The 25559-nt window shown below is 72.9% G+C and carries 25 protein-coding genes; 14 read left to right on the forward strand and 11 right to left on the reverse strand.

The annotated features are described in order from the left end of the window. Positions 1–2: 2 nt before the first annotated feature. From ACU436_RS00525 to ACU436_RS00535, 3 genes are all read right to left on the reverse strand, one after another. On the reverse strand, positions 3–932 hold the full coding sequence (locus ACU436_RS00525; protein ID WP_459020607.1) for a carbohydrate ABC transporter permease: 930 nt from the start codon (positions 930–932) through the stop codon (positions 3–5). Then, on the reverse strand, positions 929–3118 hold the full coding sequence (locus ACU436_RS00530; RefSeq protein WP_459020608.1) for an alpha-galactosidase: 2190 nt from the start codon (positions 3116–3118) through the stop codon (positions 929–931). Before ACU436_RS00530 ends, ACU436_RS00525 begins: the two co-directional genes overlap by 4 nt. Positions 3119–3192: 74 nt before the next feature. Then, positions 3193–3621: a MarR family winged helix-turn-helix transcriptional regulator gene (locus tag ACU436_RS00535; protein ID WP_459020609.1), complete on the reverse strand. Its 429-nt coding sequence runs from the start codon at positions 3619–3621 to the stop codon at positions 3193–3195. Positions 3622–3672: 51 nt separating this feature from the next. Between ACU436_RS00535 and ACU436_RS00540 the strand changes: the two genes are divergently transcribed. After that, positions 3673–4323, forward strand: coding sequence for a TIGR03086 family metal-binding protein (locus ACU436_RS00540; RefSeq protein WP_459020610.1), 651 nt, complete (start codon positions 3673–3675; stop codon positions 4321–4323). A 33-nt stretch (positions 4324–4356) separates the two neighbouring features. Here the strand turns inward: ACU436_RS00540 and ACU436_RS00545 are convergent, their stop codons facing one another. After that, positions 4357–5109 (reverse strand): GIDE domain-containing protein, encoded by a 753-nt coding sequence (locus ACU436_RS00545; RefSeq protein ID WP_459022569.1) that lies wholly within the window; start codon positions 5107–5109, stop codon positions 4357–4359. Between the two features lie 49 nt (positions 5110–5158). Then, positions 5159–6523, reverse strand: coding sequence for a replication-associated recombination protein A (locus ACU436_RS00550; protein WP_459020611.1), 1365 nt, complete (start codon positions 6521–6523; stop codon positions 5159–5161). Between the two features lie 96 nt (positions 6524–6619). Here ACU436_RS00550 and ACU436_RS00555 point away from each other — a divergent pair, with 96 nt between their 5' ends. From ACU436_RS00555 to ACU436_RS00575, 5 genes are all read left to right on the forward strand, one after another. Beyond that, complete coding sequence (locus ACU436_RS00555; RefSeq protein WP_459020612.1) at positions 6620–7189, forward strand: Uma2 family endonuclease; 570 nt, start codon at positions 6620–6622, stop codon at positions 7187–7189. A gap of 55 nt (positions 7190–7244) precedes the next feature. Continuing rightward, on the forward strand, positions 7245–7481 hold the full coding sequence (locus tag ACU436_RS00560) for a helix-turn-helix domain-containing protein (RefSeq protein ID WP_459020613.1): 237 nt from the start codon (positions 7245–7247) through the stop codon (positions 7479–7481). 297 nt (positions 7482–7778) lie between these two features. Continuing rightward, on the forward strand, positions 7779–9233 hold the full coding sequence (locus tag ACU436_RS00565; RefSeq protein ID WP_459020614.1) for a carotenoid oxygenase family protein: 1455 nt from the start codon (positions 7779–7781) through the stop codon (positions 9231–9233). 21 nt (positions 9234–9254) lie between these two features. Beyond that, on the forward strand, positions 9255–9959 hold the full coding sequence (locus ACU436_RS00570; protein ID WP_459020615.1) for a nuclear transport factor 2 family protein: 705 nt from the start codon (positions 9255–9257) through the stop codon (positions 9957–9959). Then, positions 9950–10984 carry an amidohydrolase family protein gene (locus tag ACU436_RS00575; protein WP_459020616.1) on the forward strand — a complete coding sequence of 345 codons (1035 nt, stop codon included), beginning with the start codon at positions 9950–9952 and terminating at the stop codon, positions 10982–10984. The genes ACU436_RS00570 and ACU436_RS00575 overlap by 10 nt, the downstream gene beginning before the upstream one ends. A gap of 191 nt (positions 10985–11175) precedes the next feature. Here the strand turns inward: ACU436_RS00575 and ACU436_RS00580 are convergent, their stop codons facing one another. Next, on the reverse strand, positions 11176–12159 hold the full coding sequence (locus tag ACU436_RS00580; protein WP_459020617.1) for a hypothetical protein: 984 nt from the start codon (positions 12157–12159) through the stop codon (positions 11176–11178). 619 nt (positions 12160–12778) lie between these two features. On the opposite strand from ACU436_RS00580, the gene ACU436_RS00585 reads away from it, so the two are divergent. The 3 genes from ACU436_RS00585 to ACU436_RS00595 all read left to right on the forward strand — a co-directional run bounded on the left by ACU436_RS00585 (position 12779) and on the right by ACU436_RS00595 (position 14486). Continuing rightward, positions 12779–13015, forward strand: a complete 237-nt coding sequence (locus ACU436_RS00585) for a DUF6879 family protein (RefSeq protein WP_459020618.1) — start codon at positions 12779–12781, stop codon at positions 13013–13015. A gap of 34 nt (positions 13016–13049) precedes the next feature. Continuing rightward, complete coding sequence (locus ACU436_RS00590) at positions 13050–13856, forward strand: helix-turn-helix domain-containing protein (RefSeq protein ID WP_459020619.1); 807 nt, start codon at positions 13050–13052, stop codon at positions 13854–13856. Positions 13857–13928: 72 nt separating this feature from the next. Continuing rightward, a complete protein-coding gene (locus tag ACU436_RS00595; protein WP_459020620.1) occupies positions 13929–14486 on the forward strand; it encodes a Uma2 family endonuclease in 558 nt (185 codons plus the stop codon). A 5-nt stretch (positions 14487–14491) separates the two neighbouring features. On the opposite strand, the gene ACU436_RS00600 is transcribed toward ACU436_RS00595, so the two are convergent. After that, on the reverse strand, positions 14492–15094 hold the full coding sequence (locus tag ACU436_RS00600; RefSeq protein ID WP_459020621.1) for an AAA family ATPase: 603 nt from the start codon (positions 15092–15094) through the stop codon (positions 14492–14494). 161 nt (positions 15095–15255) lie between these two features. Between ACU436_RS00600 and ACU436_RS00605 the strand changes: the two genes are divergently transcribed. From ACU436_RS00605 to ACU436_RS00620, 4 genes are all read left to right on the forward strand, one after another. Next, positions 15256–16434, forward strand: coding sequence for an aminotransferase-like domain-containing protein (locus ACU436_RS00605; RefSeq protein ID WP_459020622.1), 1179 nt, complete (start codon positions 15256–15258; stop codon positions 16432–16434). 10 nt (positions 16435–16444) lie between these two features. Continuing rightward, on the forward strand, positions 16445–16936 hold the full coding sequence (locus ACU436_RS00610; RefSeq protein WP_459020623.1) for an Lrp/AsnC family transcriptional regulator: 492 nt from the start codon (positions 16445–16447) through the stop codon (positions 16934–16936). Then, entirely contained in the window at positions 16933–18099 is a 1167-nt protein-coding gene (locus ACU436_RS00615; protein ID WP_459020624.1) for an aminotransferase class I/II-fold pyridoxal phosphate-dependent enzyme, read from the forward strand. Before ACU436_RS00610 ends, ACU436_RS00615 begins: the two co-directional genes overlap by 4 nt. Positions 18100–18173: 74 nt before the next feature. After that, positions 18174–18380: a hypothetical protein gene (locus tag ACU436_RS00620; RefSeq protein ID WP_459020625.1), complete on the forward strand. Its 207-nt coding sequence runs from the start codon at positions 18174–18176 to the stop codon at positions 18378–18380. Between the two features lie 4 nt (positions 18381–18384). Here the strand turns inward: ACU436_RS00620 and ACU436_RS00625 are convergent, their stop codons facing one another. From ACU436_RS00625 to aspS, 4 genes are all read right to left on the reverse strand, one after another. Then, positions 18385–19200, reverse strand: coding sequence for an SGNH/GDSL hydrolase family protein (locus tag ACU436_RS00625; RefSeq protein WP_459020626.1), 816 nt, complete (start codon positions 19198–19200; stop codon positions 18385–18387). A 90-nt stretch (positions 19201–19290) separates the two neighbouring features. Next, on the reverse strand, positions 19291–20484 hold the full coding sequence (locus ACU436_RS00630) for a hypothetical protein (RefSeq protein ID WP_459020627.1): 1194 nt from the start codon (positions 20482–20484) through the stop codon (positions 19291–19293). 10 nt (positions 20485–20494) lie between these two features. Beyond that, positions 20495–21430 carry a DUF389 domain-containing protein gene (locus ACU436_RS00635; RefSeq protein WP_459020628.1) on the reverse strand — a complete coding sequence of 312 codons (936 nt, stop codon included), beginning with the start codon at positions 21428–21430 and terminating at the stop codon, positions 20495–20497. 127 nt (positions 21431–21557) lie between these two features. Further along, on the reverse strand, positions 21558–23345 hold the full coding sequence (aspS, locus tag ACU436_RS00640; protein ID WP_459020629.1) for an aspartate--tRNA ligase: 1788 nt from the start codon (positions 23343–23345) through the stop codon (positions 21558–21560). Positions 23346–23475: 130 nt separating this feature from the next. On the opposite strand from aspS, the gene ACU436_RS00645 reads away from it, so the two are divergent. Further along, complete coding sequence (locus tag ACU436_RS00645; protein WP_459020630.1) at positions 23476–25539, forward strand: intein-containing Rv2578c family radical SAM protein; 2064 nt, start codon at positions 23476–23478, stop codon at positions 25537–25539. Positions 25540–25559 lie beyond the last annotated feature (20 nt).

The raw sequence follows: 25559 nt of genomic DNA on the forward strand, positions 1-25559 counted from the left end.
ACTCAGGCGAGGTCCGACTCGTTCGCCCGCATCAGCCGCAGCTGCACGAAGGCGATGACGGACAGGACCACCAGCAGCACGACCGAGACCGCCGAGGCATAGCCGTAGTCGAGGCGCTGGAAGGCGAGGTCGTAGATGTAGTACTGGATCACGCGCGAGGCGTCGGCCGGCCCGCCGCCCGTGGTGACGGCCACCGTGTCGAACACCTGGAACGAGCCCACGACCGTGACCACCAGCACCAGTGCCAGCACCGGGCGCAGCAGCGGCAGGGTGATCCGCCGGAACATCTGCCACTCGCTCGCCCCGTCCACCCGGGCGGCCTCGTAGAGCGTCCGCGGGATCATCACCAGCCCCGCGAAGATCAGCAGCGCGGTGTACCCGAGGTGGCGCCACGTGTTGACGAACGCGATCGTCGGGATCGCCCACGACTCGCTGCCGAAGAACGAGACCGGGCCGAGCCCGAACCACAACAGGACCTGGTTCACGATCCCGATCTGCGCGTCGAGCATCCAGAACCACAGCAGCGCGACCACGACGTTCGCCACCAGGAACGGCAGCAGCACGAGGCCGCGGATCACGACGGAACGGGTGAGCCGGTGCAGCAGCACCGCGAGCAGGACGGCCAGCACGGTCTGGAACCCGATGTTAAGCAGGACGTACTCGACCGTCACGAGCATGGCGTTCCAGAACGTCTCGTCGGTGAGGAGGCGCTGGTAGTTGCCGAGACCGACGAACGAGGTCGCGGAGAAGAACTCGTAGTCGGTGAGGCTCAGGCCCAGCCCGCGCAGCGACGGCCACAGGTAGAACACTGCGAACCCGAAGACCGTCGGGAGGATGAAGCCCAGCGCCACCCACGTCTCGCGGCGGTTCCGGCGGGTGGGCCGGGCCACGGCGGACGTGCGCGCCGCGGGCACGGCGACGGTGGACGTCACGCCACCTCCGTCGCGCGCAGGAGCAGGAGCTGCTCGGGGTTGAGGGCCGGCGCGCGCAGTCCGACCTCGGCGAGCACGCGCCCGGGCAGCTCGACCCCTCGGGCGAGCCACCCGGGCGCCTGCCGCGCCCGCAGGGACGGGCGGTCACCGGGAGCCTGCGTGGTGACGCGGTAGCGCCGGTCCGGGTCGAGGCCGGGCAGCCGCAGTGCGCCCGGCACCGACGTCACCGGCGTGGCCAGCTGCACCAGCGCGTAGAGGGCGTCGGAGCGGTCCGGGGCGACGGCACCGTGCAGGGCGAACGCCGGGTCGTGCTGGTCGGCCCGGACCACCGTGCCGGTGTGGATCAGCCCGCGGACGTCCTTGTAGAGCTGCACCCACGCGGCGAGCTCCTTGCGCTCCTCCGGTCCGGCGGTGGTGACGTCCCACTCGATGCCGAACGAGCCGAAGAGCGCCGTGCCGGCGCGGAACGACAGGTCGTGCGTGCGCGCCGTGGAGTGCGAGCGCGGGGAGCCGACGTGCGAGCCGACCAGCTCGGGCGGGAGCAGCTGCGCGGTCCACCGCTGGATCTGCTGGCGTTCGAGGGGGTCGATCATGTCGCTGGCCCAGATCCGGTCGGTGCGTTCGAGGATCTCCAGGTCGACGCGCAGCCCGCCGGACGAGCAGGACTCGATCTCGACGCCGGGGTGGCGGGCGCGCAGCTCGTCGACCAGGCGGTAGACGGCGCGGGTCTGGGCGTGCACGCCGGGCACGCCGAGCGGGCCGTGCCCGGCGTCCACCAGGTCGCGGTTGTGGTCCCACTTCAGGTAGGCGATCGGGTACTCGGTGAGCAGCGCGTCGAGCCGCTCCATGATGAACGCGTAGGCGTCCGGGTGGGCGAGGTCGAGCACCTGCTGGTGCCGGGAGGGGATCGGCAGCCGGCCGCCGGTCCGCAGGATCCAGTCGGGGTGGGCGCGCGCGAGGTCCGAGTCGGGGTTCACCATCTCCGGCTCCACCCACAGCCCGAACTCCATGCCCCGCTGCCGCACCTCCCGCACCAGCGGGTGCAGGCCTTCGGGCCAGACGTCCTCGTCCACGTACCAGTCACCCAGGCCCGCGTGGTCGGAGCGGCGGTGGCGGAACCACCCGTCGTCGAGCACGTAGCGCTCCACGCCCACGTCGGCGCCGACCCGGGCGAGCTCGACGAGCCGGTCGAGGTCGTGGTCGAAGTAGACGGCCTCCCACGTGTTCAGCACGACCGGGCGCGGCTGCACCGGGTGGTGCGGGCGGGAGCGCAGCATCGTGTGGAACCGCGCGGCGATGCCGTCGAGCCCGTCGACGGCGTGCGCCGCGTAGACCCAGGGGCCGGTGTAGGACTCCCCCGGCCCCAGCCGCACCTCCCCGGGCAGCAGCAGCTCACCGCCGCCCAGCACGGCGGCGCCGGTGGAGAGGCGCTCGGCGTAGGTGACGTGGTTGCCGCTCCAGGCGACGTGGACCGCCCAGACCTCGCCGGCGGAGTTGCCGAAACCGGCCGCGCCCGCGGCGAGGACCAGCGGGGCGTCGGGGCCGGTGCGGCCGCGGCGGTTCTCCCGGGAGTGGATGCCGACGACGAACGGCGCCCGCTGCGGCGCGCGCTCGCGTCCCCAGCGCCCGGCCAGGTCGAACAGCTCGGTGGCGACCGGCGGAACCGGCAGCGTCAGGGCCAGCCCGTCGACGACGAACGGCTCGGCGTCCCCGAGCACGTCACTGCCGGCCGGAACCGCCACGCCGGCGCGCTGGCGCAGCACACCGGAGGGCAGCAGCTCCAGCTCGAGGTGCAGGTCCAGGCCGGCCTCGGGGTCCCGGCCGGTCGCGCGGACGCGTCCCCCGCCGTCCACGGAGTGCTCGACGGCGAGGTCGGTGAGCGTGAACAGCGGCGACCACGCCCGGCCCGCGCGCTGCCCGGCGAGGCCCGGCCGGCCGGTCCAGCCCGCGGCGTGCTCGGCGAGGATCCCGGCCCGGGTGACCTGGTCGAGGTCGTTCGGAACGGTGGCGGGCACGCCGGCGCCGGCCAGCTCGGCGAGGTCGGTGGCGGTCAGCTCGCCGAGGTCGGCACCCCAGTGCAGCACCGCGGGCAGCCGATCACCGCCGGTTCCGAGGACGACGCTCACCCCGCCTGCGCGCAGGTGGACCGGGTCTGCGGCGGGCTGGGTCGATGGGGGCCGCGTCATCGGCGCGCTCCGTTCACCTCGTCGTGGCGGGCTAAGTTCTACGGTAGAACTTATCCGGCGTCAACGGGCCGGACTCAGCGCTCGCGGACCACGTCCGCGAGCCGGTCCAGGACGGCGACGAAGGTGGCGCGCTCGCCCGGCTCGAGGCCGGTGAGGAACTCCGCCTCCATCGCCCGGATCCCCTCCCGGCAGGACGCCACGACCTCCCGCCCCGCCGGGGTGAGCCCCACGATGCGGTTGCGCCGGTCCGCCGGGTCGGGCGTGCGCCGCACCAGGCCGCGGGCTTCGAGGCGGTCGAGGATCGGGATGAGGCGCGTCTTGTCCCGACCCGAGGCCGCCGCGAGCTCCGACTGGGTCGGCGCCGACCCGCGCTCGAGCGTCGCGAGCACGACGTAGTCCCACATCTCGACGTCGTGGGCGCGCAGGATCGGCTCCTCCGCCGTGATCATCGCGCGGGCGAGCCAGGCGAAGGCCGCGCCGAGATCGTGTCGCTGCCCGTCCACGGGACAACGGTATCCCTTGACCTATCGTCTACTGCGGTAGACTATCTACCTATGGAGAACATCGTCGAACTGCACCGGCGCTCCGTCGCCGGCATCCGTCCCGTCATCGACCGGATCACGCCCGCCGACCTCGACCGCCCCACCCCCTGCGCCGGCTGGGACCTGCGCACCCTGCTGGAACACATGACGGGCCAGGACCGGGGGTTCGCCGCGGCCGTCCGCGCGACCCGCGCCGGCGACGACGCGGGCGTGTCGGCCTACGCCCCGCACCCGCTCGGCCCGTCCCCCGCCGCGACCCTCGCGGAAGGCCTCGACGAGGTGGTGGCCGCGTTCGCCGACGGGGCCGACGGCCTCGTCCTGCTGGCGGAGTTCGACCGCCGGGCGCCCGCGCCGGTCGTCGTGCAGATGCACCTGATCGACACGCTGGTGCACGGCTGGGACGTGGCCACGACTCTCGGGATCCAGGACGACTACGTCAGCGACCTGGACGCCGAGGTCGTCGGCGCGGCCCTCGCCATGTCCGAGCAGATCCCGGACGACGAGTACCGCGAGACTCCCGGCGCCTCCTTCGCCCACGCGCGCCCCGCACCGCAGGACGCGGACGCCTGGACCCGCGTCCTCACGCTGCTGGGCCGCGACCCGGCGTGGAACCCGGCCGATGTCGACGCCGTCCGCATGGGGCGATCCGCGGAACGCCGGTAGGCGGCAGGCGCCCTCGTCCCGCCCACCGCGAGGTCAGAACGTACCGATCACGGCGACGAGCAGCGCGGCGATCGCCCCGGCCGCGCACAGTGCACCCGACCGCCACCCGGCGCGCTCGGCCCGCTCGTCGGCCTCGACCGCCTCCGACGAGCTGTCGGTCGTGATCCGGATGGGCGCGTCCGGCCGCTCCTCGGCCGTGAGCCTCCCCGCGACGTCCTTCACGTCGGCGACGACGGTGAGCCGCGTCCCGGCCCGGACGACCCACTCGCGGCGGATCGTGCGGTCCGGACTGGAGACGATCCGCACCAGGCCGAGGTCGATTCCCTCGTCGGGGCTCTCGACGAGCTGGTCCATCGTCTGCGTCGAGCCCTCGATCCGGGTGGCCCCGGGCCGCACCGTGAGCTCGGTGCCGCCGTCGACCAGCCGGAACTCCCGCCGGCTGGTGGTGTCGGCGTCGATCTCGTGGCGGGTGCCACCGTCCCGGTCCGCAACGACCCGGATGGTCGTCGCCCGGTACCAGAGGCAGGACGTCCCGCTGAAGGGTGCCTCGAGCGCCCCGTCCGCCGATCGCTCGGCCGGGCCCGAGACCACGACGTGCTGGTCGAACACGCCCGGACCGAGCTCCGCGCGCGCGGCGTCCGCCATCGCCACGAGCTCGGCCACCGTGACCGGGGTGGCGCCGAGCGACCGCCGGCGCCGGGACCGCCCGGCCAGCGCCACCCGGACGTGCGTGTACGCGCGGAATCCCAGGATGCCCGCGAAGGCGATCGCGACGAGGCTGAACATCGACACCGGGTGAGCGTGCCATCCACCCGCCGCGTCCGGATCCGTGGTTCTACGGACGCTCTCCCCGCACGACGCGACGCAGCCTGGGCAGCCGTTCGGCGAGCGCACGCTCGGCGCCGTGTGCGGACGGCCGGTAGTAGTCGCGGCCCACCAGGCCGTCGGGCGGGTACTGCTGCGCGAGAACGCCGTCGGTGGTGTTGTGCGGGTAGCGGTAGCCGACGGCGTTGCCCAGCTTCTGCGCGCCGGCGTAGTGGCCGTCGCGCAGGTGCGGGGGAACCGCCCCCGCGGCGCCGGCGCGCACCTCGGCCATCGCCTCGTCGATGCCGGTGATCACGGCGTTCGACTTCGGCGCCGTGGCCAGGTGGACGGTGGCCTGGGCGAGCGCGAGCCGGCACTCCGGCATCCCCACGAGCTGCACGACCTGGGCGGCCGCCACGGCGGCCTGCAGGGCGGTGGGGTCGGCGAGGCCGATGTCCTCGCTGGCGTGCACCATCAGCCGCCGGGCGACGAAGCGCGGGTCCTCCCCCGCCACCAGCATGCGGGCGAGGTAGTGCAGCGCGGCGTCCGGGTCGGAGCCGCGGATCGACTTGATGAACGCGCTGATCACGTCGTAGTGCTGGTCGCCCTGGCGGTCGTAGCGCACGGTGGCCTCGGTGACCGCGCGTTCGACCGCGGCGACGTCGATCTCGGTTGCGCCGGTGCCCGTGACGCCGTCCGCGGCCGCCTCGAGCGCCGTGAGCGCGCGCCGGGCGTCGCCGCCGGCCAGCCGGACCATGGCGTCCTCGGCGTCGGCGGCGAGCGACACCGCGTCCCCGAGCCCGCGCGGGTCGGCGACGGCACGGCGCAACAGCCCGCGGACGTCGTCGTCGGTGAGCGACTGCAGCTGCAGCACCAGCGACCGCGACAGCAGCGGCGCCACCACCGAGAACGACGGGTTCTCCGTGGTGGCCGCGACGAGCAGCACGAGCCGGTCCTCCACCGCGCCCAGCAGCGCGTCCTGCTGGGTCTTGGAGAAGCGGTGCACCTCGTCGATGAACAGCACCGTCTGCTGGTCGAGCCGGTCGCGGCGGCGCCGGGCGTCGTCGATGACGGCCCGCAACTCCTTCACGCCCGACGAGAGCGCCGACAGCGCGACGAAGTGCCGGCTCCCCACGCCCGCGAGCAGCCGGGCGATCGTGGTCTTGCCCGTGCCGGGCGGTCCGTAGAGCAGCACGGACGCGGCCGCCCCGCCCTCCACGAGCCGGCGCAGCGGGGCACCGGGACGCAGCAGGTGGGCCTGCCCGACCACCTCGTCGAGCGTGCGCGGGCGCATCCGGACGGCGAGCGGCGCCGTGGCCCGCGCCCCGGCCTCGTCGACCGGCGGCATCGGGTCCGGCTCGTCCAGCTCGAACAGCCCGTCCGCCTCGGTAGTCATCGCACCCAGCCTGCCACCTCCGTCCGACACTCTCCGAACTCGCCCACCGCGTCGGTGCGATGTGGGACCATCTGCACGCATCAGAAGGAGGTGGCGATGACCCGGTCGCTGACCGTCCCATGGCCCGACCACCTGCTCACCCTGGAGGAGTGGGATGCCCTGCCCGAGACCGACGGGGTCCGGCTCGAGCTCGTGGAAGGGGTCATCGCCATGTCGCCCGCGCCGCTCTTCTGGCACCTGCGTGCCGGGTCGCGCCTCAGCAACCGGCTCGATGACCAGCTCCCGGCGAACCTCGTCGCCGTGACCGAAGGCGAGGTGGTACTCACAGGCCAGCCGCTCACGGTCCGAAGGCCGGACGTACTCGTCACCCACACCGAGCTCTACGAGGCCAACCCGGCCCGGGTCACGGGCGCCGGCCTGCTGCTCGCCGTGGAAGTGCTGTCCGACGGCACTCGGCGCGTCGACCGCGTGCTCAAGTTGTCCGAGTACGCCGAGGCCGGCATCCCCCAGTACTGGATCATCGACCTCGACGCGCCGGCGAGCCTGCTCTCCTACACCCTGGTGGACGGCACGTACGAACTGTCCGGCGAGCACACCGGCGTGGTCGATCTCGAGGTCGCAGGGCATCGATTCGCGATCGACCTCGCCGATCTGACCCGACGCTGACGCCGTCCGTTCCCCCGCGCGGAAAAAACACCAGGCGGCGATCAGCTCGGCCGCGGTGCTCGCGCCGGTCCGCCTGCTGACGCGGCGTGGGTCGGTGTCGGTCACCGAGGTGTCGCGGGAGGTGGACGTCGCCGCGCCCACCGCGCACCGGCTGCTCGCGACCTGCGTGCCAGCGGGGTTCGCTCCGCAGGACCGCGTGAGCGGGCCCTACACCGCGCCCTGCGCGAGCGCTACCCGAGCCGCCACCTCGAGGGCACGACCGCACGCTCGATCACCGGCTGGGACGACCTGAAACGCGAGCTCGGCCGAGTCCGCGGATGGGCGACGAACCTCGGCGAGACCGACCCGTCCGTCGCCGCACTCGGTGCGGCCGTACCGCTCGGCATCGGGGAGCCGGTGGCGGCCGTGTGCGTCATCGCCGCCCGGCTAGACGCGCTCACACCCGCGGTGATCGGCGCCGCCTCGCTGATCCAGCAGCGGATCCGCGACAGTTGATCTTCCACATCGAGGAAGGGGCGTCGCGCGCGCTCGTCGCCGTGCCGTAGACCCGGCTGTGGTGGGGGCCAACCACACGAGGGGGTGTCGACGGATGACCAGGTTCCCGCACCGCGACGGCGCGAGCGCGTTCGAGGCCCCGATGCGCGTGGAGGCCGACATCGCAGGCCTCGAGGTGGTGCAGGGCGAGGTGCCCGAACACCTGTCCGGCACCTACTACCGCGTGGTCACCGACCGGCAGTGGCCCCCGGCCGTGCAGCCGGACGTGCCGACGTTCAACGACGACGGCATGGCCATGTACTTCCGCTTCCAGGGCGGGCGGGTCGACTTCCGCAGCCGCTACGTCCGCACGCCCCGGTACGAGGCCGAGGCGAAGGCCGGGCGGGCACTCTTCGGCGCCTACCGCAACCCGCTGACCGACGACCCGTCCGTCGCCGGCCTCTCCCGCGGGCTGGGCAACACGAACGTCTTCTACCACGGCGGGAAGCTCTACGCGTCCAAGGAGGACAGCGCGCCCGTCCTGCTCGACCCGATGACCCTGGAGACGATCGGCGAGTACACCTTCGAGGGCACGCTCACGTCGCAGACGTGCACGGCACACCCCAAGATGGACCCGCGCACCGGCGAGATGGTGTTCTTCGGCTACGCCGCCAAGGGCGAGACCACCCCGGACATCGCCTACTACGAGGCCGATCCGGACGGCCGGATCGTCCACGAGACCTGGATCCGCGCGCCGTACTCGAGCATGGTGCACGACTGGGCCGTCACCCAGAACTTCGTCGTCTTCCCGATCATCCCGATGCGCAGCGAGCCCGGGTGGCTCGAGCAGCGGCAGCCGCACTTCCAGTGGGACCCGGACCGGGAGGTGTACCTCGGCGTCCTGCCGCGCAAGGGCACGGCGGCGCAGGTGCGCTGGCTGCGCGGGTCCAACCGGTTCGCGAGCCACGTCCTCGGCGCCTGGGACGACGGGCGCCGCATCCACGTCGAGACCCCCGTCGGGCAGAGCAACTTCTTCCCGTTCTTCCCGGACGTCACGGGCGCGCCGTACGACCCGGTGCGCGCCCGCGGCTACCTGTCCCGATGGACGATCGACACGGCGTCCGACGGCGCGACGTTCACCGAGCAGCGGCTGACCGACGTCCCCGGCGAGTTCCCGCGGATGGACGACCGCTTCGAGACACTCCCCTACCGGCGCGGGTTCCTGGCGCTCAACGACGTGCCCGGCGACCCCCGGCCGGGCGCCGGCTTCCGCTGGGTCGGCGCGTTCGACACCAGCGGTGCGACGCCGCCGCAGGTCTTCTACCCCGGCGACGACTGCTCCGTCGCCGAGCCGCTGTTCGTCCCCGGCAACGACGAGGCGCCCGAGGGGCACGGCTACGTGTTCGTGGTGGTCGGGCGGCACCAGGAGATGCGCAGCGACCTGGTGATCCTCGACGCCCAGCGCCTCGACGCCCCGCCCGTCGCCACGGTGGCGCTGCCCATCCGCATCCGCCGCGGCCTGCACGGCAACTGGGTGAGCAGCGCGGAGCTGGCCGCCCGCACCGCCTGAGAACGAAGGAGTTCCCGAAGGATGTCCACCACCGAAGCGTCCACCGAGCTGGAAGAGCTGCGGCGCACGGTCGACGAGCTCGCCCGCCGCCTCGCCGTCACGGAGGCGCGCCACGAGGTGCGCACGCTGCACCACAAGTACGGCTACTACCTCGACAAGTGCCTCTACCAGGAGGTCGCGGACCTGTTCGCCCGCGACGGCGAGGTCGTGTTCATCGGTGGCCGGTACCGCGGCCGCGCGGGGGTGGAGCGGCTGTACCTGCAGCGGTTCCGGGAGCGCTTCACCCGCGGGCACAACGGCCCCCTCCCCGGGTTCCTGCTCGACCACCCGATGCTGCAGGACATCGTCACGGTGGCACCGGACGCGTTGTCGGCCAACGCGCGGATCCGCGCGCTCATGCAGGCCGGGGTGCACCACTCGGCACCCGAGCTGGCCGGCCGCACCTCGTTCGAACAGTGGTGGGAGGGCGGGGTCTACGAGAACAGCTACGTCGTCGAGGACGGCTCCTGGAAGATCCAGAAGCTGCACTACAACCCGTTCTGGCACGCCGACTACGACAAGGGCTGGGCGCGCACCGAGCCGATGACCCACCTGATCCCGACGACCACGTTCCCGGACGACCCGCTCGGCCCCGACGAGCTGCTGCCCGACTTCGCGTTCTTCCCGGCCACCGACGTCGTGCCGTTCCACTACCCGCACCCCGTGACGGGACAGCCGTGGACGTGACGTACCGGCGGATCGCCACCGAGGAGGCCTTCGCCCCGCCCGAGCTGCTGCAGCTCTACCGCGGGCTGCTGCACGACGGGGAGGGCGACAAGGGGTTCCAGAGCCTCTGGGGCTTCTACCTCGGCAGCGCGGCGGAGCGGCCGCGCGCCGTCGTCCGCAGGCTGGCCGACCTGGGCGCCGAACGCATCGCCGACATGGACGCGGCGGGCATCGACCACCAGGTCCTCGCGCTCACCGCGCCGGGCACGAACGTCCTCGACACCGCCACCGCCCGCACGATGGCGACCCTCACCAACGACATGGCCGCTCAGGCCGTCCGCGACCACCCCGACCGGTTCACCGCGCTCGCCGCGGTCGCCTGGCAGGACCCGGCGACCGCGGTCGCCGAGCTGGAACGGGCCGTCAGCCGCCTCGGGATGTGCGGTGTGATCGCCAACTCGCACATACAGGGCGGCTACCTGGACGACCAGCGGTTCTGGCCGGTCCTGGAGGCCGCGGAGCACCTCGACGTGCCCGTCTACCTGCACCCGAACACCCCGAACGACCGCATGCTGGACCCGCTCTACGAGGCGGGCCTCGACGGGGCGATCTACGGCTTCGCCGTGGAGACCGGGATGCACCTGCTGCGGATCATCACGTCCGGGGTGTTCGACCGGTTCCCACGGTTGCGGCTCGTGGTGGGGCACCTCGGCGAGGCGCTGCCGTTCTGGCTGCCGCGGATCGACCACTTCCACGCCGCGCAGGTCGCGTCCGGCCGCTACCCCGCGATGAAGGCGCTGCAGCTGCGCCCGAGCGAGTACCTGCGCCGCAACGTCTGGTACACGACCAGCGGGATGGCCTGGCAGCCGGGGATCATGTTCGTCCGCGACGTCATGGGCCCCGACCGCGTGCTCTACGCGATGGACTACCCCTACCAGTACGTGGCCGACGAGGTCCGGCACCAGGACGAGCTCCCGCTCGACGCGGACGAGCTGCGCGAGTTCTTCGAGGGCATCGCCACCCGCCTCTTCCACCTGACGATCTGATCCCACTCGTCAGCAGCGCGGACACGAGCACGGGCACGCCGCAAGCACCGGTCCTGCGCCCGCCGGCCATGGTCGCGTTCGTGGTCGCCAACCTGTGCGCCCGGTCGGCGACCGCAGCACGCCGGCGCTGGATGCACCGCGCGGTCGTAGCACCTACCGGTGCCGCCGTCGGACCCTCCGGGCCGATCCCCCTACCGCTCGACGCATCTCCCGGCGCTGGGGTCGTAGACGAACCCGTCGTCACACCTCGATTGCTTGCCGACTCGTCCGGCACCGTTCCCGGCCCGCTCCCGCTCGGCCTGCGCAGCCTCCTTCTTCCGTTCGGCCTCCGCGGCCTTCCGCTTCCGCTCCGCCTCGGCAGCGGCCTTCTTGCGCTCGGCCACCGCAGCCGCCTTCTCCCGCTCGGCTTCCTTCTTGCGCTCGGCCACCGCAGCCGCCTTCTCCCGCTCGGCTTCCTTCTTCCGTTCGGCCTGCTCCGCCTTCTTCCGCTCGGCCTGCTCCGCCTTCTTCCGCGCGGCTTGCTCGGCCGCCTTCTCCCGCGCGGCTTGCTCGGCCTGCTCGGCCTTCTTCTCAGCCTCCGCGGCCGCCTTCTCCCGCTCGGCCTCCGCAGCGGCCTTCTCCTGCGCGGCCTGCTCGGCCTTCTTCTTCTCAGCCTCCGCAGCCGCCTTCTCCCGCTCGGCTTCCTTCTTCCGTTCGGCCTGCTCGGCCTTGTCCCGCTCGGCCTGCTCGGCCTTGTCCCGCTCGGCCTGCTCGGCCTTGTCCCGCTCGGCCTGCTCGGCCTTGTCCCGCTCGGCCTGCTCGGCCTTGTCCCGCTCGGCCTGCTCGGCCTTCTCCCGCTCGGCCTGCTCGGCCACCCGCTTCCGCTCAGCCTCCGCGGCCGCCTTCTCCCGCTCGGCCGCCTTCTTGCGCTCGGCCTGCTCGGCTTCCTTCTTCTCGGCCGCCGCGGCCACCCGCTTCCGCTCGGCCGCCGCAGCCGCCTTCTCCCGCTCGGCCTGCGCGGCCGCGTTATCCCGCTCGGCCTGCGCGGCCGCGTTATCCCGCTCGGCCTGCGCGGCCTCCTGTTTCCAGTCAGCCTGCGCAACATCAGGTGCTGCGCAGCCGCTGCCGTCCGGCTCGTTCGACAGAGCGACTCGGACCATGCCCGAGGGGCAGGAGTCCGGGTCGCTCTCCCCCACGGCGGAACCGTTCGGCAGCCGCGGCTCAGCCGCGGCGACCGGGGGCGGGACGAGGTTCGGCCCGGGGCGCGGGGCCGCAGCGGACGAGGCGATCACCGCAGCGCTGCTGCTGGCGACGGCGACGCCAACGAGAGTGGCGATGACCCTCCGACCGGCCTTCGTGCCGTGCCCCGTGGTCCAGCTCGGCCTGTACTCGGTGCCTCGGTCCTGGTACCACCGCGCCCGCATCTGCATCAACGCCCCCCAAATCACGTGGTCGACGGCACGACCGGAAGTCGGCGAGCGGCCGACCGGCGGGCACCGATCTCACGAGAGGCGAGCAGTGCTCCTCCCGCACGACCCGACCGCAAGCGCCGAACGCGTCGGCAGAGGGACCCGCCCGTCCAGCAACCGTTCGCCGACGCGATCCGCGCCGCCGTTCCCAGTGTGCGGCGCTCCCGCACGAATGTCACCCGTTGGAGCGAGCCGTCTGGACCCAGGACGATCGATGCGAGTTCTAGCCGAATCGGATGTGCCGCGGGCCCACCGCGTAGTGGCGGATCCGCCGGGGGATCAGCGCGGGCGCCGTCACCTCGGGCGCCGAGCGCGTCCGCGCTGACGCGCCACCCGCGCTGATCATGTGGGCGAGCACGACATCCCATCCGGCCTCCTGACCACGGACTACTGGATCGTGGCCGATACCTATGCTGTGCCGATGCACTACGACCCGCACGGGCGCTTCCTCGGAGCCGACGTCGCGTCCGCGGACCGGTTCGCCGAGTTCGTGCGGGATCGCGATCGTGCCTGGGCCGCGGCAGAACCGTTCGACTCGTGGTGGTCGCGGCACCCCGAACTGCACCGTCGGCCCGGCCGCTGACCCGACGGCAGTGGCACGGCGCAGGAGCAGCAGCGTGAGCAGCCGGGACGAGCTGTCCCGGCTGCTGACGTTCGTCCGGGGCGACCGGACGCAGATGGAGGCCGCGGCACTGTCGGGGCTGTCGCAGGCGAAGATCAGCCGAGCGGAACGGGGCCGGTTCCCGCTGTCCCCAGACGAAGCCGGCCAATACGCCGAGCGGCTCGGAGCGACCGCCGAGCAGCGCGAGCGGCTGGTGGAGCTCGCCGCGGCGCGTTCCGCGGAACACGTCTCGGGCCGCGTCGCGCTCGTCCGGGTCGCCGCCTCCGTCCAGGAACGCATCGAGCTGCTCCAGCGCGATGCCCGCGTGATCAGCGCATGGCAACCGAACCTCGTCCCGGGGGTGCTGCAGACACCCGAGTACACCGCAGCCCTGCTCGCCGGCGACGGCGAAGGTGACCCGGGTCCGGCGTGGTGGACGGCGAGGCGGGCCCGCACCGCCATGCTGAGCGAGCCCGGCCGGTCGTGGCATCTCCTGGTCTCCGAGGCCGCACTCCGGTGGACGCTCGGCTCGGCCGCGACGATGCGCGCCCAGATCGCGCACCTCGTCGCCGCTTCGGAGCTGCCCACCGTCCGGCTGGGGGTGCTGGAGCTCTCGACACCGAAGCCGTTCGCGCCGCCCGCGGCCTTCCACGTGTACGACCGCGTCGTCTCCGTCGCCACGGAGGTCGGAACGTCCTTCCTCACCGACACGGCCGACGTGGAGCACTTCGACGGCCTCCTCACCCGCCTCGAGGCGGCGGCGCTCCATGGCGACGACGCCCGCGAGCTGCTGACTGGGGTTGCGCAGCAGTACGAGCACTGACCACAAGGCGCGCTTCGCCAGGGTTGTCGGTGACCCGTGGGACGATCGGCGCGTCCGTGGAAGGAGACGGCGATGACCCTCTCGTGGCCGAACCACCCGATCACGCTCGAGGAGTGGGAGGCACTGCCGGAGGACTCGGCGAACAAGCTCGAGGTCGCGGAAGGGATGCTCGTGATGTCTCCCAGACCGCTGTTGCGGCACCAGAAGGCGGGCATGCGCCTCGGGACGCTGTTCGACACGCAGCTCCCCCACGAGCTCACCGGCGTGACCGACTCCGAGGTCTTGCTGACGTACGAACCGCTCACTGTCCGGGTACCGGATGTGATCGTCACACGAAGCGAGCTCGTCGACAGCGACGAACCGCGGTGCCACGCCTCGGATGTGCGGCTCGCCGTGGAGATCCTCTCCACTGGGACCCGCCGCGTCGACCGGGTCCTCACGTTCTCCGAGTACGCCGAGGCCGGCATCCCGCAGTACTGGGTCGTCGACCTCGACGAGCCCACCAGCCCGCTCGCCTACGTCCTGATCGACGGGAACTACGAGCTGTCCGCCGAACACACCGGCAAGGCCGATCTCGACGTCGCCGGCCATCGGATCGAGATCGACCTCCCCGCCCTCACCCGCCGCTGACGCGATCAGTCGAAGCGGACGTGCCGCAGGCTCACCGCGTAGCGGCGCATCCGGCGGCGCAGCGGGCCGTCGAGGTTCGGGGCGATCGACAGCCCGGCCGAACCGGCGATGTGGGTTGCGACGTCGGGGACGGTGAGGTGGTCGGTGCGGATGTGCTCGGCGAACTCCGGCGCCCGGAGGCGGTCCAGGCACTCGTCGAGCCTGGCCACGGCGAAGCTGTCCCACTGCACCCCGCGCCCCCACCCGCGCTCGCGCAGCCTGCGCAGCACCGTGGCGCGCTCGGCCAGCAGCGCGAAGTGCCGCACGTCGTGCCCGTCCTCGCGCAGCCGCCCGACCACCTCATCGAAGTAGCCGCCGTGCACCAGCGTCATGGGCGCGATCACCGGGCCGTCGTGCTTGCGGAGCACCAGGTCGAGGACCTCCCGCACGCCGTGCCGCCACGCCGTGAGGTCCTGGAAGTCGCCGCGCAGCGCCCGCGGGGTCATCCGGTGCAGGCCGAAGCCGACGTGCTCCGGGTCGCACACCACGCTCCCCGGCAACCGCCGGTGCAGCTCGTACGCGGTCTGGGTCTTCCCACCGCCGAACGGCCCGTTGATCCACAGCAGCACGCGGCAGACCCTAGGGCATCTCAACATCCGGGAATCAGTTCCGCATCCCAGGATCCATCCGGCATGCTCGGGGTGCGGGCGCCACCCGGCCCGCCACTCCGCTCGCCCTGCCGACCCAGGACGACCCACCCTCCTGGATCGACAGCTCGAAGGCGACCCGCATGTCCATCACCCTCTCCACCCGGTTGCGCGACGTGCGCGGCTCGGCCATCCGCGACCTGCTCGCCCTGACCGCCCGGCCCGAGGTGATCTCCCTGGCCGGCGGGCTCCCCGGCACCGACCTGCTCCCGCGCGAGCGGATCGCCACGGCCCTCGCCACGGCCGTGGCCGACCCCGCCGCCGTCCAGTACGGCGAGACCGCGGGGCTGCGCCGGCTGCGCGACGTCCTCGCGGAGCACGAGTCCGAGCGCCTCGGACGCCCTGTGCCGGCCGACGGCGTGGTCGTCACCAGCGGATCGCAGCAGGCCCTCGACCTCGTGGCGCGGGCGCTGCTCGACCCCGGCGACCCGGTCGTCGTCGAGGACCCGGTGTACGTCGGCGCGCTCCAGGTGTTCCAGGCCGCGGGCGCGGCGCTGCACCCGGTGCCCGTCGACGCCGACGGCATGGCCGTCGACGTGCTCGCCGACCGGCTCGCCGCTGGCCTGCGCCCCCGGCTCGTGCACACCGTGTCGAGCTTCCACAACCCGCGCGGCGCCACGCTCGCCGCGCCGCGGCGCGCACTCCTCGCGGAGCTCGCCGAGCGCTACGGCTTCCTCGTGGTCGAGGACGACCCGTACGGGCTGCTCGCGTTCGACGGCCCACCACCGCTGCCGGTGGCCGCCCACAGCGACCTCGTCGTGCGGCTGGGCAGCGCGTCGAAGGTGCTCGCCCCCGCGCTGCGGGTCGGCTGGCTCACCGGGCCCGCGACGCTCTGCGACGCCGTCGAGCGGCTCAAGCAGTGCACCGACCTGTGCACGTCCAGCCTCACCCAGACCGTCACGGCGGACCTGCTGGCCGACCACGCCTGGTTCGCCGCGCACCTCGACGAGCTCCGCGCCGCCCTGCGCGAACGGGCGGCGGCTCTCACCGGCGCCGTCGCCACGGTGTTCGGCGACGCGGTCGACCGGTCCGTCCCCACCGGCGGCATGTTCTGCTGGCTGGAGTTCGCCGACGGCACCCGCCCGGCGGACCTGCTGCCACTCGCCCTCGAGCACGGGGTCGGGTACGTGCCGGGCACGGCCTTCGCCGTCGGGCAGGACCTGTCCGCCGCGGCCCGGCTCTGCTTCGCCTCGAACCCACCCGGGGAGCTGCACACCGCCGTGGAACGGCTCGGCACCGCCTGGCGCTGGACCGCGACGTAGGGTCTCCCAGGTGCGCGAGATCCTCGAACTGCTGGAGCGCGACGCCCAGCTCTCCCACGACACGATCGCGACGATGACCGGCCTCCCGGTCGCCGAGGTCCGCTCGGCGATCGCGACCTGGGAGGCGTCCGGGGCTATCCGCCGGTACAAGGCGGTGGTCGACTGGGACGTCGTGGACGAGGACCCGACCAGCGAGACCGTCACCGCGTTCATCGACGTCTCACTCGCACCGGCCCGCGGGGTCGGGTTCGACGACGTGGCCACGCGGATCGCGCGGTTCCCGGAGGTGCGCAGCGTCTACCTCGTGTCCGGCAGCCACGACCTGCGCTGCACGGTGATCGCCCGCACGATCCGGGCCGTCTCGGACTTCGTGTCCCAGAAGCTGTCGACGATCGACCGCGTGCAGTCCACGACCACGCACTTCGTGCTGAAGACCTACAAGCGCGACGGCGACGCGTTCACCCCGCAGGAGGCCGACCACCGCCTGCCGGTCACGCCGTGAAGCCGCTCAACGACGTCATCGCCGCGTGCCCGCCGTCGGGCATCCGGCGCTTCTTCGACATCGCCGCCGAGATGGACGACGTGATCTCCCTCGGCGTCGGCGAGCCCGACTTCGTGACGCCGTGGCGGGTGCGCGAGGCCGGGATCTACGCCCTAGAGCAGGGCTACACGACCTACACCTCCAACGCCGGGCTGCCCCGGCTGCGCGAGCTGATCTGCGCCGACCTCGCCGGACGCTACGGCGCCGACTACGACCCCGGCGACGAGTGCCTGATCACCACCGGCGTCTCCGAGGGCCTCGACCTCGCGCTGCGGGTGCTGCTCAACCCGGGCGACGAGGTGATCGTGCCGGAGCCCTGCTACGTGGCCTACGAACCGTGCGTCGCCTTCGCGGGCGGCGCGCCGGTGCGGGTCCCGACGCGTTGGGAGGACGGGTTCGCCGTCGACGCCGACGTCGTCGCGGCCGCGATCACGCCGCGCACGAAGGCGATCCTGATCGGTTCGCCCGCCAACCCGACCGGCGCCGTGCAGCCCGTCGCCGCGCTCGAGGCGCTCGTCGCGCTCGCCGAGGAGCACGACCTCTACCTGGTCTCCGACGAGATCTACGACCGGCTCACCTACACCGGCGGCCACACGTGCCTCGGCACCCTCCGCGGCGCCCGCGAGCGCACCGTGCTGCTGGGCGGCTTCTCCAAGGCCCACGCGATGACCGGGTGGCGGGTCGGCTGGATCTGCGCGCCCGCCCCCGTCGCGGAGCTGGCGGTGCGGGTGCACCAGTACACGATGCTGTGTGCCCCGCACGTCTCCCAGCTCGCGGCCGTCGAGGCGCTGTCGGCGCCGGACGACGAGGTCGACGCCATGGTCGCCGACTACGACCGGCGCAGGCGCGTGTTCGTCAAGGGCCTGCGCGAGACCGGCCTCGAGTGCCCGGAGCCCGGCGGCGCGTTCTACGCGTTCCCGTCGATCCGCTCGTCCGGGCTGGACTCGGAGACGTTCGCTGAGCGCCTGCTGCACGCCGAGCACGTGGCCGTGGTGCCCGGCAGCGTCTTCGGCCCGTCCGGCGAGGGGCACATCCGCTGCTCCTACGCGACGGCGCTACCGCTGCTGGAGGAAGCCCTCGTGCGCATCGACCGTTTCCTCCGCACACAGAAGGACGACAAGTAGTCGGACTTCCACGGAGCGTAACCTTTATCGTCGGTTCATCGGACTGCAACCAGGGTCCGGCAACCTCGGGTGTCATGAACAGCACGGCCAGCACCGCATGCCCGCTCTGCGCCCTTGAGCGCACCCCCGCCGACGCCGCCGGGCTCGCCTGGAGCAGCCAGCACGGGCCGGACGGCTCGATCACCTGGATCTGCCCCACCTGCACCCGGGCGCAGGTGTGGCGCATCGAGGCGCTGCTCGCGGTGGCCGCCCCCACCGGACTCGTGGCCCGGGCCGCCTGACGGATCAGCGCCCGGCCCGCGCCGCCCGCAGTTCCCCCGCGAACCCCTGGACGATCACCGGGCCGAGGTCCCGGCCCCGCCGCACCAGCCACGGCACGCCCTTGAACACCAGCCACGCGGCCCGGTGCAGGGCCGTCACCTCCCGGCCGCCGCCGCACTGCAGGCTCACCCGGCCCGGCACCGCGAAGCCGGCATCGGAGACGAGCGCCGCGAGGCCGGCGGCGAGGATCCGGTGCCCGAGCTCGGAGGGGTGCAGCCGGTCGATCGCCCAGGCCGCGGGCTCGTAGCCGCCGGGCAGGGCGTCCAGGTCGAGGACGCCGATGCCGGCGCCCGTCTCCGCGGCGATCCCGTCGACGACGATGTTGAGCGCCACGACCCGTCGCCACAACGCCCGCCGCAGCGGCGCCGGCAGCGGGAACACCCGCGTGTGGTCGTGGTAGCGCATCACCACGACGTGCGCGCCTGCCGACCGCAGCGCGCCGACCGTCGCGGCGAGGTCGGCCCGCAGCCGGACCGGGTCGAAGTCCGAGCGCAGGGTGTCGTTCATCCCGACGAAGACCACCACGACGTCCGGCTCCGCGGCGAGCGCCACCGGCAGCTGGTCGCGGCGGACGTCGGCCATGCGCGCGCCCGTGACCGCCGGGTTCACCAGCCGCGCGCCGAGTGCCTCCGCGAGCAGCACCGGGAAGCCGCGCCACCCGCCTCCCGGCATCGGGTCGCCGAGCCCGGCGGCGGTGGAGTCGCCGAGCGCCACCAGCGTTCGGACGCGCGGCGGGACGAGGGAGAGTGGGGGTGGCACAGTCGTCGGCTGCACACTCACACCGACACGATCACCGACGCCGGCTCACCCGGGGTGTTCGCGGGATGACGTGTCGAGGACGGGCGGGCGAACGCTTGTGACCAGCGAAGATCAGGCGACGGATCGGAACGCGGGGTAGAGCGGCAGCGTGCCGGGGGCGTCCGGGAACCGCTTCGCGAGCGCGTCGGCCACCGCGTCGCCGAGCTCGGCGGTGGCGGGCAGGCCGCCGGTCTCGGCGGCCCGGGCCATCTGGCGCCAGTAGTGCCCCAGCGCGCTGCTGATCCGCGGGGAGCGGGTGGCGTCGGGGCCGATCGGGCGGTCCCGCTCCCGGATCCGGGGCAGGAGCCACCACGTGGTGAGCCACACCCACAGCAGCTGCGCGTGCAGCAGCCTGCGTTCGAGCACGGCGGGTTCGTCCAGGTCGGGCCAGACCGCGGCGATCTCGTTGCGCCACGCGTCGAGCATCGTGTCCGACAGCCCGGGCGGGAGCGCGAAGCTCGCCTCGCAGCCGGGGAACGGCACGCGGAAGTACGCGGCGTCGAGCGCGACGTCGCGGAAGCACCCCCACTCGAAGTCCACGAACCGCACGCCCCTGCTGGTGACGAGGTTGTTGTCGGGGCAGGTGTCGGACGGGCTGAACGCCCGGTAGCGGGTGCCGCCGAGCAGGCGGGCGGTCTCGTGGGCCTCCAGCACCGCGGCGGACGAGGCGTCGACCCCGAGCTCCCGGGCCAGCAGGGCGGGTCCCTTGGCGAGCGCGACGCGCGCGTCCTCGGCCACCGGATCGCGCCAGGCCCGCTCCCCCAGGCGCCGCAGCAGCGCCCCGAAGTCGCCCTCACGACCGGCCGTCGCCGCCTGCATCCGGCCCAGCGCCCGCGCCCAGCTGAGCATGTTGCGCCGCGCGGCGGCCGCGTCGGGTCCGAAGAGCTTGTCGGCCAGCGTGGAGCTGCGTCCCAGGTCCTCCAGGACCAGCAGGCGGGCCTGCGGGTCGTGCGCGATCAGCACCGGGCTGGGACGAGCGTCCTCCGGGAGCGCGGTGAACAGCTGGCAGCTGGCGACCTCGTAGTGGAACGGGTCGGGCCGGTCCGGATCGGGCTCGCCGAGGTAGTGCTTGACGACGATCGTGCGCGGCAGCGAGAACGGGTTGCGGGCCAGCCGCGCACGCGCCACCACCGACCGCTCGCTGCCCCCGAGGTCCTCGGGATCGGCGAGCACGACACCGGCACCGGACCGGCGGGTGAGCAGTCGCTCGGCAGCAGCCAGCGCAGCGAGCACCGGCCTGGGAAAGCTGCCCAGGTCGCGAACCATTGGTCAGACCCTACCCCGCGGAAAGCTTCCGATTACCCCGCCGGGACCGGCTGCGGGCGAGCAGGAGCACGGCCGCGGCGGCGACGACGATACCGACGAGATTGATCGCCAGCTGCAGTCCGGACTGCATCGCCTGCACGTACCGGCCCTCCACGACCGCCACCGAGGCGAACGCGGCGGCCGGCACTGTGGTGACCGAGATGAACACCCCCACCAGCGAGGCCGACTTCGCCGACGTCAGCGCCAGCATCCCGGCGGCCCCGGCGAGCAGCGCGACGATCAGTGAGAACGGCCCGACCTCGTAGATGAACGCGACCTGGTCGAGGTCGGTCAGCTGCGCCGTGGACAGCAGCCCGGCGGCGTCGAGCAGCAGCGACCCGATCGCCGTGACCACCATGGCGAGCGGGAACCCCGCCGCCAGCGCGAGCGAGCCGCGCCGGATCAGGTCACCGCGGCGCAGGACGAGCCCCACGGCAACGGCGGCGAGCGGCCCGAACTCCGGCCCGAGCACCATCGCACCCACGACCGTGACCGGCGAGTCGGTGATGGCGCCGATCGCGGCGAGCAGGCACGCGATGGTCAGGAACGTCTGGAAGCTCAGGGAGAGCCGGGACTCGTCGCCGGTGCGGGCCACGACCTCGTCCCAGATGACCGCGTCCTGGGGATCCCCGGGCGCGGCCTCCTCGGCGGCGTCGGCGGCGTCGGAGAGGGTCGTGTCGATCACCCCGAGCGTCACGCCGCCCGCCCGGTCGACGCCGAGCGCGCACAGCTCCCCCAGCAGGTCGTCCACGGCCTCCCGCGCGACGTCCGCCTCCACCACGTCGCCCGGCGGCTGGACGGCCACCCCGGGCAGCACGGTGACATGCGTGGCCCCCGGAGCGTCCAGCAGAAGCAAGCGCACGGCGCCAGTCCGCTCCGCGGGCGCGATGATCCTCATGTGCAGCATCGACGCGCCCCCGGAGCGACGGCACACACCGAGCGCGGTTCGCACACACCGTCGGCGGTGTGTGCGGTGACCACGCGGTGTGTGCGGTGGGCGCGCGGCCGGGCGTCGCCGCCTGCGGCCGCGACCGTCACAGCTTCGTGGGCGGCTCGTCGGCTGCGGGGGGCGGCACCGCGTCCACGCCCGCCTCCTTGCGCTGCTCGGCAGTGATCGGTGCGGGCGCCGCGGTGAGCGGGTCGTAGCCGCCGCCGGTCTTCGGGAACGCGATCACGTCGCGGATCGACTCACCACCCGAGAGCAGCATGCAGGTGCGGTCCCAGCCGAACGCGATGCCGCCGTGCGGCGGCGGGCCGTAGGCGAACGCGTCGAGCAGGAAGCCGAACTTCTCGCGCTGCTCCGCGTCGTCCATGCCGAGCAGGGCGAAGACCCGCTCCTGCACGTCGGAGCGGTGGATACGGATCGAGCCGCCGCCGATCTCGTTGCCGTTGCAGACGATGTCGTAGGCGTAGGCCAGCGCCTGGTCCGGCGCCTCCTCGAAGCGGTCGACCCAGTCCGGGTTGGGCGAGGTGAACGGGTGGTGCACGGCCGTCCAGCCGACCTCGTCGCCCTTGTCGTCGCGCACGCGCTCGAACATGGGCGCGTCCACGACCCACACGAACGACCACGCGCTCTCGTCGACCAGCCCGCACCGGCGGGCGACCTCGCCGCGGGCCGCGCCGAGCAGGTCGCGGGCGTCGGACGGGTGACCGGCGGCGAAGAAGATCGCATCGCCGGGCGCGGCGCCGACGGCCTTCGGCAGGCCCTCCCGCTCCGCCTCGGACAGGTTCTTCACCACCGGGCCGCGCTCGCTGACCGTGCCGTCGTCGTCGACGAGCACGTAGGCGAGGCCCCGGGCGCCGCGCTGCTTGGCCCACTCCTGCCAGGCGTCGAGCTGCTTGCGCGGCTGGGACGCGCCGCCGGGCATCACGACGGCCCCGACGTACAACGCCTGGAACACGCGGAAGGACGTGTCGGAGAAGTACTCGGTGAGGTCGGTGAGCTCCACACCGAAGCGCAGGTCCGGCTTGTCCGAGCCGTAGCGGGCCATCGCCTCGGCGTAGGTGAGCCGCGGGATCGGGCGCGGGATCTCGTAACCGGCGAGCTGCGACCACAGCGCGGCGACGACCTCCTCGCCGAGCTCGATCACGTCGTCCTGGTCGACGAAGCTCATCTCGATGTCGAGCTGGGTGAACTCGGGCTGCCGGTCGGCGCGGAAGTCCTCGTCGCGGTAGCAGCGGGCGATCTGGTAGTAGCGCTCGGCGCCTGCCACCATCAACAGCTGCTTGAACAGCTGCGGGCTCTGCGGCAGCGCGTACCAGGAGCCAGGACGCAGCCGCGCGGGTACGAGGAAGTCACGGGCGCCCTCGGGCGTGGACCGCGTGAGGGTGGGCGTCTCGACCTCGACGAACCGCCGCTCGTGCAGGACGGTGCGCGCGATCCGGTTGGCCTCGCTGCGCAGCCGTAGCGCGGCCGCCGGGCCGCTGCGGCGCAGGTCGAGGTAGCGGTGCTTGAGCCGGATCTCCTCGTTCGCGTCACCGTGCCCGTCGAGCGGGAACGGCAGCGGCGCCGACTCCGAGAGCACCGTGAGCTCGGTGGCGGTGATCTCGATCGCGCCGGTGGCGAGCTCGGGGTTCTCGTTGCCCGCCGGGCGGCGCACGACCTCGCCGGTGACCTGCACGCAGAACTCGGCGCGCAGGCGGTGGGCGCGCTCGGCCATCTCGCCCTCGCGGAACACGACCTGCGCCGAGCCCGACGCGTCCCGGAGGTCGATGAAGATCACGCCGCCGTGATCCCGGCGGCGCGCCACCCACCCTGCGAGGGTCACGGACTGTCCTGCGTGGTCGGCACGGAGGGTGCCGGCGGGGTGGCTGCGCATCACGACGAAACAGGTTATCCGTGCAGGGCGGGCGGGTTCCCCGCACCCCACGTGTCGGACGCTTGCGCATTGCTCGAACAAATGTTCGTATGGTGGGGTGAGATGGGACGCCCAACAGGTATCCGCCGACGGCGTGGGGCAGGAGCAAGCCCTACCGGGACTGCGCGGCCTGCTGCGATCGGTCCGCACGCCGGAGTTCGCGGGCACGGTCTTCCACGAGGTCGAGGCCCGATCTGCCCTCAACGAGGTGCGGGGCCCGTCTCCCCTGCCGTTCCGCTGGACCGTCAACCCTTACCGGGGCTGCAGTCATGCATGCACCTACTGCCTGGATCCGTCGACACTCGTCCTGATGGCCGACGGTCGTCACAAGCCCATCGGGGACCTGGCGCTCGGCGACGAGATCGTCGGCACGCAGCGGCGCGGCGCCTACCGGCGGTACATCGAGACGCGAGTACTCGCGAAATGGCCCACCCGCAAGCGCGCCTACCGCATCATCCTGGAGGACGGCACAGAGCTCATCGCCAGCGGCGACCACCGGTTCCTCACCGAGCGAGGATGGAAGCACGTCGCGCGCCAGGCACCCGGCGAACCGCAACGTCCGTACCTGACCACCAGCAACCGCTTGCTCGGCTTCGGTCTGGGTATACCCGTCGGCACTTGTACAGCGCCGGTCAGGACCGTCGAGTACCAGACCGGCTACCTCACCGGGATGATCCGCGGTGACGGCATGCTCTTCGACGGCAACTATCCGCAGCGCACCGGCCGGGGCGGATCCCGCGTGACGATGTTCCGACTCGCGCTCGCCGACGACGAAGGGCTCGTGCGCACTCAGACATACCTCGTTCGTGCCGGAATTCACACGACCCGACGCCCGTTCGCTCCCGGCACTCCGACCCGCCGTCCGATCGATGCGATCTTCACCTCACGCCGAGCCGACACCCAGGCAATCCGCGAGATCATCTCGTGGCCGGCAGATCTCGCGCCGAGCTGGGCGGCCGGGTTCCTCGCCGGGATCTTCGACGCCGAGGGTTCCTGCTCGCGTGGCGTCCTGCGGATCTCGAACGCAGACGACGAGATCCTCACGAGGACGACAGCCGCGCTGGGACTCCTCGACATCCCCCATGTCCGGGAACGAGCTCGAGCGAACGGGGTCGCGACCATCCGCGTGACCGGCGGCTTGGCGTCCCGGCGCCGGTTCTTCGCGCTCACCGGTCCCGTGATCACCCGCAAGCTCGGCATCCTCGGAGACGCGGTCAAGACGTCGACTTCGCTCCGGGTCATGAGCGTCGAGGATCTCGGGCACGTCCAGGAAATGATCGACATCACGACCGGCACGGGTGACTTCGTGGCCAACGGCGTGATCAGCCACAACTGCTTCGCCCGCAACACGCACACCTACCTGGACCTCGACGCCGGCCACGACTTCGACTCGCAGATCATCGTCAAGGTCAACGTGGCGCGTGTGCTGGAGAAGGAGCTGAGTTCGCGGCGGTGGCGACGGGAACCGGTCGCTATGGGCACGAACACCGACCCCTACCAGCGGGCCGAGGGGCGCTACGGGCTCATGCCGGACATCGTTCGTGTGCTGGCCCGCGCGGGAACGCCGATGTCGATACTCACCAAGGGCACCGTGCTCAACCGGGACCTGCCGCTGCTCGGCGACGTCGCCCGCGATGTGCCGGTCGGACTCGGCGTCTCGATCACCTTGCTCGCTCGTGGCCTGCAGCGCCGGCTGGAGCCCGGCACCCCGTCACCCGAAGCACGTCTCGACCTCGTCCGGCGCATCACCGATGCCGGGCTTCCCTGCGGGGTCATGGTGGCTCCGGTGCTCCCCCTCCTCACCGATTCGACCGAGGCGCTCGACGCGTTGCTCGCCCGCATCGCGGAGGCGGGCGCGAGCGGTGCCACCGTGCTCGCCCTGCACCTCCGCCGCGGCACCCGCGAGTGGTTCCTGGGCTGGCTGAACCGGGAACGGCCCGATCTCGTGCCGGCGTACCAGCGGCTGTACCGGCGCGGCGCGTACGTCGATCCGGGGTACCGGCGGGCGCTGTCGGAGCGGGTCGGGCCGCTGCTGCGCAGGTACGGCCTGGCGGGCGGCGGACCGACGATCCGGCCGGCCACGCCCCCGCCACCCGAGCCGGGCGGCGAGCAGCTGAGCCTCCTACCACTTCCCTCGGTCGGCCCGCCGGCGGGCTGAGTCGCGGCACCCTGGTGCGA

Source organism: Pseudonocardia wallangbongensis, from assembly GCF_054486945.1.

What these genes read in the sequence shown, in the direction of transcription:
- ACU436_RS00605 (WP_459020622.1), top strand. Translation starts at nt 15,256, where the DNA reads ATGTCCATCACCCTCTCCACCCGGTTGCGCGACGTGCGCGGCTCGGCC.
- ACU436_RS00550 (WP_459020611.1), bottom strand. Translation starts at nt 6,523, where the DNA reads ATGACTACCGAGGCGGACGGGCTGTTCGAGCTGGACGAGCCGGACCCG.
- ACU436_RS00555 (WP_459020612.1), top strand. Translation starts at nt 6,620, where the DNA reads ATGACCCGGTCGCTGACCGTCCCATGGCCCGACCACCTGCTCACCCTG.
- ACU436_RS00595 (WP_459020620.1), top strand. Translation starts at nt 13,929, where the DNA reads ATGACCCTCTCGTGGCCGAACCACCCGATCACGCTCGAGGAGTGGGAG.
- ACU436_RS00530 (WP_459020608.1), bottom strand. Translation starts at nt 3,118, where the DNA reads ATGACGCGGCCCCCATCGACCCAGCCCGCCGCAGACCCGGTCCACCTG.
- ACU436_RS00565 (WP_459020614.1), top strand. Translation starts at nt 7,779, where the DNA reads ATGACCAGGTTCCCGCACCGCGACGGCGCGAGCGCGTTCGAGGCCCCG.
- ACU436_RS00545 (WP_459022569.1), bottom strand. Translation starts at nt 5,109, where the DNA reads ATGTTCAGCCTCGTCGCGATCGCCTTCGCGGGCATCCTGGGATTCCGC.
- ACU436_RS00630 (WP_459020627.1), bottom strand. Translation starts at nt 20,484, where the DNA reads ATGGTTCGCGACCTGGGCAGCTTTCCCAGGCCGGTGCTCGCTGCGCTG.
- ACU436_RS00620 (WP_459020625.1), top strand. Translation starts at nt 18,174, where the DNA reads ATGAACAGCACGGCCAGCACCGCATGCCCGCTCTGCGCCCTTGAGCGC.
- ACU436_RS00570 (WP_459020615.1), top strand. Translation starts at nt 9,255, where the DNA reads ATGTCCACCACCGAAGCGTCCACCGAGCTGGAAGAGCTGCGGCGCACG.
- ACU436_RS00635 (WP_459020628.1), bottom strand. Translation starts at nt 21,430, where the DNA reads ATGCTGCACATGAGGATCATCGCGCCCGCGGAGCGGACTGGCGCCGTG.
- ACU436_RS00540 (WP_459020610.1), top strand. Translation starts at nt 3,673, where the DNA reads ATGGAGAACATCGTCGAACTGCACCGGCGCTCCGTCGCCGGCATCCGT.